The organism is Pseudomonas rhizoryzae (assembly GCF_005250615.1).
GTDB lineage: Bacteria > Pseudomonadota > Gammaproteobacteria > Pseudomonadales > Pseudomonadaceae > Chryseomonas > Chryseomonas rhizoryzae.
On record NZ_SULM01000004.1, the window covers coordinates 192,801 to 206,451 of the forward strand.

Here is a 13,651-nt window from a genome sequence, read left to right on the forward strand (position 1 = left end):
CGTAATGGAGCTTCCCGCGCTGACCGACAGCGAATTCCGTCAATTTCGTAGCTTCATTTTCAAGGTCGCTGGCATCAGCATGTCCGATGCCAAGCGCCCCTTGGTGAGCGGTCGCCTGGCCAAGCGCGTGAGGCAGCGCGGAACGCCCAGCTACGAGGCCTACTTCCAGCTGATCCAGCGCGATCAGGCCGAGTGCCAGATGGCGGTGGATCTCTTGACCACCAACGAGACCTATTTCTTTCGCGAGCCCAAGCACTTCGATTTCCTGCGTGACAAGGTGCTACCGCAGTGGGACCGGCGACAGCCGTTACGACTCTGGAGTGGCGCCTGCTCCTCGGGCGAGGAGCCCTATACCTTGGCGATGACCCTCGCCGAAGGCCTCGGCGAGCGGCCCTGGGAAATGGTCGCGTCCGACCTCAGCACTCGGGTACTGGCCAAAGCCCGTCAGGGTCAGTATCCCTTGACGGAAGCCGAAGGCATCCCGACCGCCTTGTTGCGGCGCTATTGTTTCAAGGGCGTGGGCGATAACGAGGGCACCTTCCTGGTCGATCCGAAGCTGGCCGCACGGATTTCCTTCCGGCAGATCAACCTGAACAGCACCCTGCCGGATGTGGGGCTCTTCGACATCATCTTCCTGCGCAACGTGATGATCTACTTCGACCTGCCGACCAAGCGTCAGGTGGTGGAGCGGCTGGTTCGCCACTTGCGGCCAGGTGGCTATTTCTTCATCAGCCATTCGGAGAGCTTGAATGGTGTGACCGATGCTCTGAAGATGGTCAATCCTTCCATCTACCAGCGACCACTCTAATAATGATGTCTAGCCAGCCGGAGCTCTTCCTGCGTCCTGGCGACTGGTACTTCGGTCAGGGTGATCGGCGTATCCGTACCATCCTGGGCTCCTGCGTATCCTTCGTGTTCTGGCATCCGGGTCGACGCCTGGGTGGCATGACCCATGCCTTGCTGCCATCGCGGCAGCGTCCCGCGCCGGGCGCCCCGCTCGACGGTCACTACGTCGATGAAGCCTTGGAGCTGATGCTCAACGCCATCGCCCGCCATGGTGGCGATCTGTCGGGCTATCAGGTGCACCTCTATGGCGGTGGCAACATGTTTCCGCAGATCCTGCGTGGGCGGGTCAAGAACATCGGTGACGTCAACGTCGATACCGCGTTGGCACAACTCGCCCGCGCAGGTTTACGCTCCATTCGCACCCATGTCAGGGGCGAAGGCCATCGCAAACTTTCCTTCGACCTTGCCGATGGCCGGATACTCATACAACAGGTGGAGGTCACCCACACTCCGCCGCTTACGAGACGTACTCCATGAACAAGATCAAGGTCCTTATCGTCGACGACTCCGCGGTGGTGCGTCAGGTCCTCGCCCAGAGTCTCGCCGAGGACCCCGCCATCGAGGTCATGGGCGTCGCCGCCGATCCGGTATTCGCTCAGGAGAAGATGCGCAAGCAGTGGCCGGACGTGCTGGTCTTGGACGTGGAAATGCCGCGCATGGACGGCATTACCTTCCTCAAGAAGATCATGGCCGAACGGCCCACGCCGGTGGTGATCTGTTCGACGCTGACCGAGAAGGGCGCTGCGACGACCCTGCAGGCCATGGCGGCCGGCGCGGTCAGCATCGTCACCAAGCCCCAGGCCAACCTCAAGCAATTCCTCAAGGATGCCTCGGATGACCTGACCAGCGCGGTCAAGGCCGCCGCGCGAGCCAACCTCAAGCGCCTGGCGCCGCGCGCTGCACCTCTCGTCCCGCCGCCCAGGCTCAGTGCCGATGCCATCCTGCCCGCCGGGGGCGGCGGTGCCATGGCCCGCACCACGGAGCGAATCGTCGCCCTGGGTACCTCCACGGGTGGCACCCAGGCACTGGAAGCCGTCCTCACCATGCTGCCGCGGGTCTGTCCCGGTATCGTGGTGGTCCAGCACATGCCCGAGCGTTTCACCGCCGCCTTCGCCGAGCGCCTGGACCGGCTCTGCGAGTTGGAGGTGCGTGAAGCCCGCCATGGCGACCGCGTCCTGCCCGGACGGGTACTCATCGCGCCGGGCGGTCGCCACATGCTGCTCAAGCGCAATGGTGCTCAGTACCAGGTGGACGTCGTCGACGGTCCGCCGGTGAGTCGGCATCGCCCCTCGGTGGACGTGCTGTTCCGCTCGGTGGCTCGCGCGGCGGGCAGCAATGCCCTGGGCATCATCATGACCGGCATGGGCGACGATGGTGCCCGCGGTCTGAAGGAATTGCGCGACGCCGGTGGCCGTACCCTCGGCCAGGACGAGGACAGCTGCGTGGTCTACGGCATGCCCAAGGAAGCCATGAAGCTCGGCGCTGTGGAGCAGGAAATTGGCCTCGGCCAGATCGCTAAGGCGATCCTCAAGGCAGGCTACTAGACGAACTTGCGGGGCTCCCTAGACTCCAAGCGCCACCAGGCGAGGAGAGCCCCCATGTTCGACATCTGCCATTGGCTCAACGAGCCCGAGACTTGGCTGGCCGAGGCCGATCGGCTGAGAGTCATCACCGATCGCCACAGCGATTTCTGGTGCCATACCCACGACGGCACGGAACGTCACAGTGGGCATTTCTTCGGCGCCCGGGTCACCAGCGGTTTCACCGCCCAGGTCAGGGTAGTGGCGCGCTGCAAGAACCAGGGCGACCACGCCGGGCTCATGGTCCACCTCGACGGACAGCACTGGTTGCGCGCCGGTATCGGCTATTTCGACGACACGCCCCAGTTGCTGAGCGTCCTGACCCTGGGGCGTTCGGATCTCGCCGTGGGCCTGCCGCTGGGCGAGCGCGAGGACATCTGGCTGCGCGTCACCCTAAGCCAGGGGACCTTGCGGGTGCAGGCGTCCCTGGACGGTCAGCGCTGGCCGCTGCTGCGGCTGGCGAGTCTGCCCGTGGCCGCCGAGTATCGAGTGGGTCCGGTCTGCGGCACGCCCGAGCGTGGGGGCATGGAGGTGGCCTTCAGCGACTTCAGCCTGCAGCCCCCGCTGCTGCGAGGACTGGCCGATCTGAGCTGAGGCGGGGAGGGCGGTCTCAGCCGACGGTGACGGGGGGCAGCTCTACCTGCTGCACCTGTACGGTCTTGCGCGGCGCGACGACCTTGGCGACGCCATCCACCACCTTGTCGCCGTGCTGGTTGAAGACGCGGGTGGCCAGGTTCACGCGAAACTTCGGCAGCTTCTCCAGCACCTCGATTTCCACGGTAAGGGTATCGCCCAGCTTCACCGGCTTCTCGAAAGTCATGGTCTGGTCGACGTACAGGGTGCCCGGACCCGGCAGGTTGCAGGCCACCGCGGCGCTGATCAGGGCGCCACTGAGCATGCCGTGGGCGATGGGCTCGCGGAACAGCGTCTTGGCGGCGAAATCGGCGTCCAGATGCAGCGGATTGCAGTCGCCGGAGACGGCGGCGAACAGCAGGACATCGCGCTGCTCGATGGTGCGGGTGACCGTCACCTTCTGGCCGATCTCGAGGGCTTCATAAGGGATATTTTCGGTCAGGCTCATGACGCGCTCCGGCAACAGTGGCGAGGCGGCGAACGCCGCGAAGCGGGGCATTCTACGCATGCCGGGGCCCTGAGGCTAATCGCGACGGTGAAAAGTACCGGTTGCGTGACTGATAATGACTTATTGGTCATTAAGTGGCGTGAAGGGCGGATTTTGATGCTGTTGCGGCCTTGGCAAAGCTGCTAGGCTCGCAGGGCCGGTTCAGCGCTGATCACGGCACTCCAACGAACAATAACCATAGAGCGGGAGCGGGCTGCATGATGCCGAATTTCTGGAGTGACAAATATCCCGAGGGCATCCAGGCAGACATAGACCTGGGCCGTTATCGCAACGTCCTGGCGGTATTTCGCGAGGCCTGCCAGACCTATGCCGAGCGTCCGGCCTTCAGCAACCTGGGTCGTACCCTGAGCTATCGCGAGCTCTATGAACTGTCAGGCCAGTTCGCCGCCTACCTGCAGAAACACACCGACCTGCAACCGGGTGACCGCATCGCCGTGCAGATGCCCAACGTGCTGCAGTACCCCGTGGTGGTCTTTGGCGCCATGCGTGCCGGGCTGATGGTCGTGAACACCAATCCGCTGTACACCGCGCGCGAGATGCAGCATCAGTTCAAGGATTCCGGCGCCCGGGCGCTGGTGTGCCTCGCCAACATGGCCCACCTGGCCGAGCAGGTGCTGCCACAGACCGACATCCGTCACGTCATCATCACCGAGGTCGGTGACCTGCTGCCGACCTTCAAGCGGCTACTGGTCAACGCCGTGGTGCGCCATGTCAAGAAGATGGTGCCGGCCTACCGCATTCCCCAGGCCATCCGCTTCGTCGATGCCATGACCAAGGGCGAACACGTCGAATTCGTCGATGCCGATCCGGCCAGCGAGGACGTCGCCGTCCTGCAATACACCGGCGGTACCACCGGCATCGCCAAGGGCGCCATGCTGACCCACCGCAACCTGGTGGCCAACATGCTGCAATGCCAGATGCTGATGACCAAGTACCTGGGCGAGGGTGCCCAGGTGATGATCGCGCCGCTGCCGCTCTATCACATCTACGCCTTCACCATTCACTGCATGGCCATGCTGATCCAGGGCCATCACAACGTTCTGATCACCAATCCGCGCGATCTGCCGGCGCTGGTCAAGGAACTCAAGCAGTGGCGCTTCAATGGCTTCGTCGGGCTCAACACCCTGTTCGCCGCGCTGTGCAACAACGAAGACTTCCGCCAGCTGGATTTCTCGGGGCTGCGGGTAACCTTCTCCGGCGGTATGGCCCTGCAGCAATCCGTGGCTCAGCGTTGGCAAGAGGTGACCGGTTGCGGCATCTGCGAAGGCTACGGCATGACCGAGACCAGCCCGGTGGTGAGCTTCAATCCCCTGGAGCGCCTCCGCCTGGGCACCATCGGGATGCCGGTGCCGGGTACCGACTGCAAGGTGGTGGACGCCGATGGCGTGGCGCTGGGCTTCGATACCCCTGGCGAGCTGTGCGTCAAGGGCCCGCAGGTCATGAAGGGCTACTGGCAGCGGCCCGAGGCTACCGCCGAGGTGCTGGATGCGGAAGGATGGCTGCGTACCGGTGATATCGCCGTGATCGAGCCGGACGGCTACCTGCGCATCGTTGACCGCAAGAAAGACATGATTCTGGTGTCCGGCTTCAACGTCTATCCCAACGAACTGGAAGAGGTACTCTCCCAACTGCCGGGCGTATTGCAGTGCGCCGCCATCGGCATCCCCGACGAGGTGGCAGGGGAGAAGATCAAGGTGTTCGTGGTGCCCAAACCTGGTGCTTCCTTGACCACCGAGCAGGTACTCAAGCACATGCACGACCATGTCACCGGCTACAAGCGACCGAAGCTGGTGGAATTCCGCGACAGCCTGCCCACGACCAACGTCGGCAAGATCCTACGTCGTGAACTGCGTGACGCGGAGCTCAAGAAGGCGTAACCGCGCATCATCCGGCACCCGGTATCGCTACCTCTCGTCGACTGGTAGCGCTACACCGAGGGCGCGAGCATGGTTTTCGCAGGAGGTTCGGGTATAAACCGCAGGCGGCATTTTGCCGTCATTCATCCGACCTCTCTTGCTGAGGACACACCATGCGAATTCGCGTACGCCAGGCCTTGCTGGGTCTCTTGCTGCTGGGCTCCAGCGCGCTCGGCCAGGCCTGGGCCGGTGAGCCCATCCGCGTCCTGTTCGTGGGCAACAGCTACACCTTCGTCAACGATCTGCCGGCGATGGTTCGTCAAATGTCCGTCGATGCCGGTCAGCCGCGCCCGCTGGAGGTCAAGCACGTGACCTTCAGTGGTGCCAGTCTCGAAGAGCATTGGAAGCGCCACGATGTGCAGGACGAATTGGCCAAGGCCAATTACGACTACGTGGTGATCCAGGATCACAGCATGATGCCGGTGAAGAATCCGGATCTCACCCGCCAGTACGTGCGTCTCATCGCCGACCTCGCTCGTAAGGACGGCGCCCAGCCGATCCTCTACCTGACCTGGGCTCGGCAGAACAACCCGACCATGCAGGCGCAGCTGGACAGCGTCTACACCCCCCTTGCCAAGGAAACCGGTGCGCTGCTGGCACCGGTGGGCCAGGCCTGGCAGAAGGCCCTGGCCGAGCAGCCGCAACCCGGTCTGTTCCTGCCCGATGGCAGCCATCCGTCCTTTACCGGCACCTACCTGACCGCCTCGGTGTTCTATGCGCTGATCTATGGCAGCCGTCCGCCGCTGCCCGCCGATGCTGAAAAGATCAAGTTCGATCACGCCGATCCGGCCGATCTGCAACAGGATGCCTGGAAGGCCCTGCAGTCCCTGGACCTGGCCCTGCGCACGCCGCCGGCGGCCCTGAACATGGCCAGCGCTCAAGCCAAACGCTGATGCCCCCCAGCCCTGCGCGACGTCCGTCGCGCAGGGCCTCCTCCCGCGGTTCTTTTCCCCGCCGTCTTCTTGTAAAGCCCCGCCGCACCCCCCAACTCTTTTACACTTACCGGTCCAAGCGACCGCCGTCGAAAGAGTTTCATGACCGATACCCCCTCCGTTGCCCGTCTTGCCGCCAACCTGGATCAGGCCTTCAATGCCGATCGCCATCGCCTGAGACGCCAGCTCCAGGCCTTGCAGAAACAACCCGACCCGGCCCGCGAGGCCCAGTGGCTGGAGCGGTTCCAGGCCTCTTGCGCCAAGGTCGAGGCGCGGCGTGCCAGCGTGCCGACCATCCGCTACGACGACGCCCTGCCCATCGCCGCTAAGCGCGAGGAGATCAAGCGCGCCATCGCCGGGCACCAGGTGGTGGTGATCGCCGGCGAGACCGGTTCGGGCAAGACCACCCAGTTGCCCAAGATCTGTCTGGAATTGGGCAGAGGGGTACACGGCCTGATCGGCCATACCCAGCCGCGGCGACTGGCGGCACGTAGCGTGGCGGCGCGGGTGGCGGAGGAGCTGGCGTCGCCGCTGGGCGAGCTGGTGGGCTACCAGGTGCGCTTCGAAGACCAGAGCACCGACGCCAGCCTGATCAAGCTGATGACCGACGGTATCCTGCTGGCCGAGACCCAGCACGACCGCTTCCTCGAACGCTACGACACCATCATCGTCGACGAGGCCCACGAGCGCAGTCTCAACATCGATTTCCTGCTGGGTTTCCTCAAGACCCTGCTGCCGCGCCGGCCCGATCTCAAGCTGATCATCACCTCGGCGACCATCGACCTGGAGCGCTTCTCGAAGCACTTCGACGGTGCGCCCATCGTCGAGGTGTCCGGCCGCACCTATCCGGTGGAAACCTGGTATCGCCCCCTCAGCTCGGAGGTGGACGAAGACGGCGAGCGCCTGGTGGACGACCTCTCGGTGGACCAGGGCATTCTCCAGGCCCTGGACGAGATCGAGGCCCACGAGCGTAGCGTCGGCCAGCGCCCGGGCGATGTGCTGGTGTTCCTGCCCGGCGAGCGCGAGATCCGCGATTGCGCCGAGGTGCTGCGCAAGGCCCAGCTGAAATTCACCGAGGTCCTGCCGCTCTATGCGCGGCTGACCCCGGCCGAGCAGCAGAAGATCTTCCAGCCCCGCCCCGGGCGCAAGATCGTGCTGGCCACCAACGTCGCCGAGACCTCGCTGACCGTACCGGGTATCCGCTACGTGATCGACAGCGGCACGGCGCGCATCAGCCGCTACAGCTACAGGGCCAAGGTCCAGCGGCTGCCCATCGAAGCCATCTCCCAGGCCAGCGCCAACCAACGCAAGGGCCGCTGCGGCCGGGTCGAGCCGGGCATCTGCATCCGCCTGTACAGCGAAGAAGACTTCCTCGGTCGGCCGACCTTCACCGATCCGGAGATCCTGCGCACCAACCTGGCGGCGGTGATCCTGCAGATGCTGCATCTGCGCCTGGGCCGCATCGAGGATTTTCCCTTCATCGAGCCGCCGGATGGCAAGGCGATCAAGGACGGCTTCACCCTGTTGCAAGAGCTCTCGGCAGTGGACGTCGAGGGACGGCTGCTGCCCCTGGGTCGGCAACTGGCGCGGCTGCCCATCGATCCACGGCTGGGGCGCATGCTGCTGGAGGCCACCGAGCAGGGCAGTCTGGCCGAGGTGCTGATCGTCACCAGCGCCCTCTCGGTGCAGGACCCGCGCGAGCGGCCGGCGGATCGCCAGACCCAGGCCGATCAGGCCCACGCCCAGTGGAAGGACCCGGATTCGGACTTCGCCGCCCTGGTCAATCTCTGGCACGGTTTCGAAGAGCAGCGCCAGGCGCTGGGTTCCAATGCCTTGCGCAGCTGGTGTCGCAAGAACTTCCTCAACTACCTGCGGCTGCGTGAGTGGCGCGACGCCCACCGCCAACTCACCCTGCTGTGCCGCGAGCTCGGACTCAAGACGCGCAAGGCCGAGGCCGAACAGCCGGCGCCCGCCAGCGACAAGCCGGTGCTCACCACCGACAAGAGAGTCAATGCCAAGGCCCAGCAACAGGCCGAGGCCAGCGAGGCGGCGCTGCGTGCCCGGGGCTATGCGGCCTTGCACAAGGCGATTCTCGCCGGCCTGCTCAGCCAGATCGGCCAGAAGAGCGAAGACGGCGACTACCTTGGGGCTCGCCAGCGGCGCTTCTGGATTCATCCCAGCAGCGTCATCGGTCGCAAGAAGCCGACGTGGATCATGGCCGCCGAACTGGTGGAGACCACCAAGCTGTTCGCCCGCATGGTCGCCAAGATCGAACCGGACTGGATCGAGCCGGTGGCCGGGCACCTGGTCAAGAAGACCCATCTGGAACCCCACTGGGAGAAGAAGCGCGGTCAGGTGGTGGCTTACGAGCAGGTCACCCTCTATGGCCTGATCATCGTCGGCCGGCGGCCGGTGCACTTCGGTCCCATCGATCCGCCTGCCGCCCGCGAGCTGTTCATCCGCGAGGGCCTGGTGCGCAGTGAGATCAACAGCCGCGCCAAGTGCCTGGCGGCCAACCGCGCCCTGCTGGAACGCCTGGACGAGCTAGAGGCCAAGGCGCGTCGCCGCGACATCCTCGCTGACGAGGAGACGCTGTTCGACTACTACGCCGCACGGCTGCCAGCCGACGTCTACCAGACCGCCACCTTCGATAGCTGGTACCGCCGCGAAAGCGCCAAGCAGCCGGACCTGCTGATCATGCGCGAGGAAGACGTCCTCGCCCGTGAGGCCAGCGAGGTCACCGCCGCCCAGTACCCGGACACCCTGCGCCTGGGCGAGCTGACGCTGCCGCTGTCCTACGAATTCGACCCGACTCATCCGCGCGATGGCGTCACCCTGCGGGTGCCGGCGCCCCTGTTGCCGCAGTTGCCGCCGCAGCGGCTGGACTGGCTGGTACCGGGTCTGCTCTATGACCGCTGCGTGGCCCTGGTGCGCAACCTGCCCAAGGCGTTGCGCAAGAACTTCGTGCCGGTGCCGGATTTCGTCCGCGCGGCGTTGGACAAAATCCCCTTCGGCGAGGGCTCGCTGCACGAGGCCCTCGGGCGCGAGCTGCAACGCATGACCGGCGCGCGCATCCCCGAGGAAGTCTGGCCGGAAGCCGAGGCGGGGCTCGACCGCCACCTGCGCATGAATCTCGAAGTCGTCGATGCCCAAGGCAAGCCCCTGGGCGAGGGCCGCGATCTGGCCGAGGTGACGGCGCGTTTCGCCGAGGAAAGCCAGGCGGCGCTGGCCTTGCCAACGCAGAAACGCCAGGAGCAGCGCCCGGTGGAGGCCAAGGCCTTCGCCGAGGTGGCGGCCAAGACCCAGCAGCAGGTGGCAGGGCTGTCGATGACGGTCTATCCGGCGTTGGTGGACGAGCAGGGCACGGTGCGCGAAGGTCGTTTCGCCACCCAGGCCGAGGCCGCCTACCAGCACCGGCGGGCGCTGCAACGGTTGTTGTTGCAGCAACTGGCGGAGCAGGCCAAGTTCCTGCGCGGCAAGCTGCCCGGCCTCACCGAGCTGGGCCTGCTGCACCGCGAGCTGGGCCGACCGGAAGCCCTGGTGGAAGATATTCTGCTGGCCAGCCTGGACGCCGCCATCCTTGCCGATGAGTCCGAGCTGCCGCGGGATGGCGCTGGCCTGGCCTCCCTGGCCGAGCGGCGCAAGGGAGGCTGGACCGAACAGGCCGAACGGATAGCGCGCCTGACCCTGGATATCCTCAAGCTCTGGCATGGCCTGCAAAAGAAGTTCAAGGGCCGCATCGACCTGGCTCAGGCGGTAGCGCTGAACGACATCAAGGCGCAACTGGCCAGCCTGGTCTATCCCGGCTTCGTCCGAGCTACGCCACTGGAGTGGCTGAAGGAGTATCCGCGTTACCTCAAGGCCATCGAGCAACGCTTCGACAAGCTCGGCGGCCAGGTGCAGCGGGATCGCGTCTGGAGCGGCGAACTGGCCGGGCTCTGGGAGCAGTATCGCGCCCGCGCCGCCAAGCATGGCCAGGAGGGCAAGCGCGACGCCAACCTGGAACTCTATCGCTGGATGCTGGAGGAATACCGGGTCTCGCTCTGGGCCCAGCAACTGGGGACGCGGATGCCGGTATCGGACAAGCGCTTGAACAAGCAGTGGAGCCAGGTGGAGGCCTGACCAGGGTCATCCATCGGAAGCGGCGCCGGCCTGGGGCGGCCCCTGGCATAGTGAGGCCATGACCCAGGCCAGTTTTCGCTTCCATAGCAGGCTCGATTGCTTCATTGCCCCTGCCCATCGGGGAGGGGCAATAGAATCATTATTTATGCCTTTTAGTTTCCATACGGCATGATCTGAGCTTGTAGAATTCATCCAGTTCATAGGGCATACTCTGGGTAGGGGCTCCTCCCTACAGCTTTAACTATGCAGTGCTACCTACTGCAAAAATCTTTCATGTACACCCATACGCTGCACTCGCGGTATCGCTATGCGGCGGCCTTTCGATTGTAGTGGTCGACAAGGGCGTAAGGTAAAAGGCAAGGGAGGAGCCCCTTTTATCAGGAGCTCTATTGGCTAGGAGCTTATCTTGAGGCTAGTTGAATCCGACAAAAATCCTCTTGTCAAACTGTCATCCCTCGATGCGCTTTGTGCGTTGCTAAATGTAAAAAAGGGGCAGCTCTTATATATTTGTTATCAACGCTCCAATAAAGCCAAGTACGATTCTTTTGAAGTGAAAAAGAAACGGGGTGGGGTTAGGAAAATTGAGGTCCCGCAAAAGGGGCTTGCAGTTGTTCAAAAGCGATTGTGTAAGTTGCTTTCGGAGTGGATCGAATTCAAGCCTTGCGTCAAAGGTTTCGTGACTGGAGAAAGCATTTGCAGTAATGCATTGGTGCACAAGAAGTCTAAATGGGTTTTGAATGTCGATATTCAAGATTTCTTTGGGTCGATAAACTTTGGTCGAGTAAGGGCGGCTTTTCTTGCTAAACCTTTTGAGATGTCAAGTGAAGTCGCTTCAGTTGTCGCCCAAATATGTACATTCGAAAACCATTTGCCACAAGGTGCTCCGACGTCACCGGTAGTTGCAAACATCATTGCAAGTATGCTGGATAATAAAATTCTACGTCTAGCGCAAAAACACCGTTTGCGATATTCGAGGTATGCGGACGATATAACTCTCTCGTCTTTAAGAAGCTTTCCGGGCGAAGTGGCAAAATTGTTGGATGGGCGTACGTTCGTCGGGGAAGAATTGAGGTTGGTTTTCGAGAGGTCTCGTTTTTCTATTAACCCTCAGAAAAGTAGACTACAGGCAAAAAATAGCCGGCAAGAGATTACAGGGATTATAGTTAACAAAAAACTTAATGTTCCAATAGAATATAAACAAAAGCTGCGAGCGGCAATAAAGCAGTGGGCTCTAGATCCCGAAGCGGCTGAGCGAAATTTTTACATTGATATAAAGGGCGAAGATCCTGAGACATTTAAAGTGATTGAAGGCGGGCGTCGTCTTAGAGATAATATATATGGGCGTCTTTCTTTTGTTTCAATGGTTAAGGGTTGTGATGATCCGACTTATATAAACCTTGCGTTAAAAATGGCTAGACATGATACTCATCCCCCAAAGTTTATAAAAAAGATAGAAGGTGAGCATAATATGTATGACGTCTTTTTGTGTCACGCTTCTGAAGATAAGGATGCAATTGTCAAGCCTCTTTATGATGAGCTAAAAAGATTAGGCTTGAATGTGTTTCTTGATGACGAAGAGATAGGGTGGGGTGATTCTCTTGTTGATATTATTAATAAGGCTTTACATAGGTCGAAGTATGTAATAGCTGTTATGACTGAAAATTCTGTCGATAAGAAATGGCCTCAAAAGGAGATTAATGCTGTTTTGAGTAGTGAGATAAAGCATGATAAAAGTAAGTTGCTTCCGCTGATTCATGGTGATGCTGAGATCATCCTTGGGAAAAACTTTTTAATGAGTGACAAGCTTTATAAGAAGTGGGAGGGAAATCCTGAAAAAATTGCACAAGATGTCCTTGCTCTTTTGCGAAAGAAAACCTAGTTCCTTGCTGCAGTTGGATGGGTGTTCTTCTGACTAATTTATGGCTAGAAGAATTACACTGCTAGAATATAGGATCGTAAGCTGCTCAAGCGGCAGTTATTCTATGGCTGTGCGTCAGTGCCCTATACCCGGAGACGCTACTGCGCTAACTCTACGAGCGCCCTAATATACGCACCCGAGCCGCGTCGTTTTCTATTGCCTTGGCCGTATTCCGCCTTGTAGAAGGTGACCCTTGCTGAGATTGTTGATCGACTCCCAGAGGTAGCGTCATCGGCATTTTCTCTACTGCCCCCAGTGCGACAAGGTGTTCTGGGAGGGGAGCCATTGGCAGGCCATGCGCCAACGGCTGACGCTGGTCTAGCGCGGCAGCACCTGGCGCAACGACCCGCCAACGTCCGGCAGATCCATCTCGATGCGCCGCCAATAGGCCTCGGCGAAGCTGTAGAGGGCGAAGGCGATCAGGCCGAGACCGACCACCGACAGGATGAGGGTGCCGAAGGGCAGGTTCTGCAGGCCGTTCAGCGCATCCTTCATGCCCGGCGGATGCAGCGCCTGGTAGCGCGAGCCACTGACCATCAGCAGCACGGCGATCTCGACGAAGGCCACGCCGCGGGCGATCAGACCAAAACGGCCAATGGGGCGAATGACGCGGAGTTGTGCGGGGCTGGTTTCGAGATAACGCTCGAAGCTGGCTTTCCAGCCCTTCACGAAATGCGCCAGGCCCACCCCCAGGGGAATGAGCGCGGCGACGTACACCAGCAGGTTGGAATAGCGCCAGCTGAGCAGCAACTGCAGGAAGTCGTTGGTATTGCCGCCCGAGCCGCTGCTCTGGCGCAGGCCGCTGACCAGTAGGCCGAGGGCAAAGAAGGCGAGGGCACCATAGGTGATACCGCCCACCAGCAGGCCAGCGCGGATCACCAGACCCTTGGGCTTGCGGCCATGGTTGTCGACGTCGCGTAGCGCCTGCAGGATGCGCCAGGCCGCGAAGGCCACCAGGCCCACCACCACCAGGCCGACCAGGAAATGGCCGAAGGGCTGGGTGAGCAGGGCTTCCAGGCTGTCGTGGCTGTCTGCCGGTTGACCGGAGCCCCGGGCGGCGAGCAGGGCGAGCACCCCGATGATCAGGTAGACGAGGCCACGGGCGGCGTAGCCGCTCCGGGCGAGCAGGGTGAGTCCGGTACGGGTGCGCATCTGTTTGATCCTGTTACATCTTGCCTTGTACTGACCGGCGGCTC

The 13,651-nt window shown here is 61.9% G+C and carries 10 protein-coding genes and 1 pseudogene; 9 read left to right on the top strand and 2 right to left on the bottom strand.

Features of this window, described 5'->3' with window-relative positions; genetic code table 11:
• Nucleotides 1–4 precede the first annotated feature (4 nt).
• From FAZ11_RS07500 to FAZ11_RS07515, 4 genes are read left to right on the top strand one after another with little or no spacing between them, the layout of a single operon-like run.
• Nucleotides 5–808: a CheR family methyltransferase gene (locus FAZ11_RS07500; RefSeq protein WP_058760918.1), complete on the top strand. Its 804-nt coding sequence runs from the start codon at nucleotides 5–7 to the stop codon at nucleotides 806–808.
• A gap of 2 nt (nucleotides 809–810) precedes the next feature.
• Nucleotides 811–1,323, top strand: a complete 513-nt coding sequence (locus FAZ11_RS07505) for a chemotaxis protein CheD (RefSeq protein ID WP_240043623.1) — start codon at nucleotides 811–813, stop codon at nucleotides 1,321–1,323.
• Complete coding sequence (locus tag FAZ11_RS07510; RefSeq protein WP_058760917.1) at nucleotides 1,320–2,390, top strand: protein-glutamate methylesterase/protein-glutamine glutaminase; 1,071 nt, start codon at nucleotides 1,320–1,322, stop codon at nucleotides 2,388–2,390. The genes FAZ11_RS07505 and FAZ11_RS07510 overlap by 4 nt, the downstream gene beginning before the upstream one ends.
• 54 nt (nucleotides 2,391–2,444) lie before the next feature.
• Nucleotides 2,445–3,020: a DUF1349 domain-containing protein gene (locus tag FAZ11_RS07515; protein WP_058778395.1), complete on the top strand. Its 576-nt coding sequence runs from the start codon at nucleotides 2,445–2,447 to the stop codon at nucleotides 3,018–3,020.
• A 16-nt stretch (nucleotides 3,021–3,036) separates the two neighbouring features.
• On the opposite strand, the gene FAZ11_RS07520 is transcribed toward FAZ11_RS07515, so the two are convergent.
• Complete coding sequence (locus FAZ11_RS07520) at nucleotides 3,037–3,507, bottom strand: MaoC family dehydratase (RefSeq protein ID WP_058761087.1); 471 nt, start codon at nucleotides 3,505–3,507, stop codon at nucleotides 3,037–3,039.
• A gap of 257 nt (nucleotides 3,508–3,764) precedes the next feature.
• Here FAZ11_RS07520 and FAZ11_RS07525 point away from each other — a divergent pair, with 257 nt between their 5' ends.
• From FAZ11_RS07525 to FAZ11_RS25390, 5 genes and pseudogenes are all read left to right on the top strand, one after another.
• Nucleotides 3,765–5,444 (top strand): long-chain fatty acid--CoA ligase, encoded by a 1,680-nt coding sequence (locus tag FAZ11_RS07525; protein ID WP_058769171.1) that lies wholly within the window; start codon nucleotides 3,765–3,767, stop codon nucleotides 5,442–5,444.
• A gap of 152 nt (nucleotides 5,445–5,596) precedes the next feature.
• Nucleotides 5,597–6,376 carry an SGNH/GDSL hydrolase family protein gene (locus FAZ11_RS07530; protein WP_058760914.1) on the top strand — a complete coding sequence of 260 codons (780 nt, stop codon included), beginning with the start codon at nucleotides 5,597–5,599 and terminating at the stop codon, nucleotides 6,374–6,376.
• Between the two features lie 141 nt (nucleotides 6,377–6,517).
• On the top strand, nucleotides 6,518–10,537 hold the full coding sequence (hrpA, locus tag FAZ11_RS07535) for an ATP-dependent RNA helicase HrpA (RefSeq protein WP_137279486.1): 4,020 nt from the start codon (nucleotides 6,518–6,520) through the stop codon (nucleotides 10,535–10,537).
• Between the two features lie 406 nt (nucleotides 10,538–10,943).
• Nucleotides 10,944–12,416, top strand: a complete 1,473-nt coding sequence (locus FAZ11_RS07540) for a TIR domain-containing anti-phage reverse transcriptase (protein WP_081321824.1) — start codon at nucleotides 10,944–10,946, stop codon at nucleotides 12,414–12,416.
• A gap of 280 nt (nucleotides 12,417–12,696) precedes the next feature.
• Nucleotides 12,697–12,777 (top strand): annotated as a pseudogene (locus FAZ11_RS25390) (Mut7-C RNAse domain-containing protein); the annotation flags it as partial.
• On the opposite strand, the gene FAZ11_RS07550 reads toward FAZ11_RS25390, so the two are convergent.
• Entirely contained in the window at nucleotides 12,774–13,607 is an 834-nt protein-coding gene (locus FAZ11_RS07550; protein WP_137279485.1) for a DUF1206 domain-containing protein, read from the bottom strand. The pseudogene FAZ11_RS25390 and the gene FAZ11_RS07550 overlap by 4 nt on opposite strands.
• Nucleotides 13,608–13,651 lie beyond the last annotated feature (44 nt).

Excerpts from the sequence above, each read along its gene's own strand:
- FAZ11_RS07550 (WP_137279485.1), bottom strand. The coding sequence starts at position 13,607 with ATGCGCACCCGTACCGGACTCACCCTGCTCGCCCGGAGCGGCTACGCC.
- FAZ11_RS07525 (WP_058769171.1), top strand. The coding sequence starts at position 3,765 with ATGATGCCGAATTTCTGGAGTGACAAATATCCCGAGGGCATCCAGGCA.
- hrpA (WP_137279486.1), top strand. The coding sequence starts at position 6,518 with ATGACCGATACCCCCTCCGTTGCCCGTCTTGCCGCCAACCTGGATCAG.
- FAZ11_RS07510 (WP_058760917.1), top strand. The coding sequence starts at position 1,320 with ATGAACAAGATCAAGGTCCTTATCGTCGACGACTCCGCGGTGGTGCGT.
- FAZ11_RS07530 (WP_058760914.1), top strand. The coding sequence starts at position 5,597 with ATGCGAATTCGCGTACGCCAGGCCTTGCTGGGTCTCTTGCTGCTGGGC.
- FAZ11_RS07520 (WP_058761087.1), bottom strand. The coding sequence starts at position 3,507 with ATGAGCCTGACCGAAAATATCCCTTATGAAGCCCTCGAGATCGGCCAG.
- FAZ11_RS07500 (WP_058760918.1), top strand. The coding sequence starts at position 5 with ATGGAGCTTCCCGCGCTGACCGACAGCGAATTCCGTCAATTTCGTAGC.
- FAZ11_RS07515 (WP_058778395.1), top strand. The coding sequence starts at position 2,445 with ATGTTCGACATCTGCCATTGGCTCAACGAGCCCGAGACTTGGCTGGCC.
- FAZ11_RS07505 (WP_240043623.1), top strand. The coding sequence starts at position 811 with ATGATGTCTAGCCAGCCGGAGCTCTTCCTGCGTCCTGGCGACTGGTAC.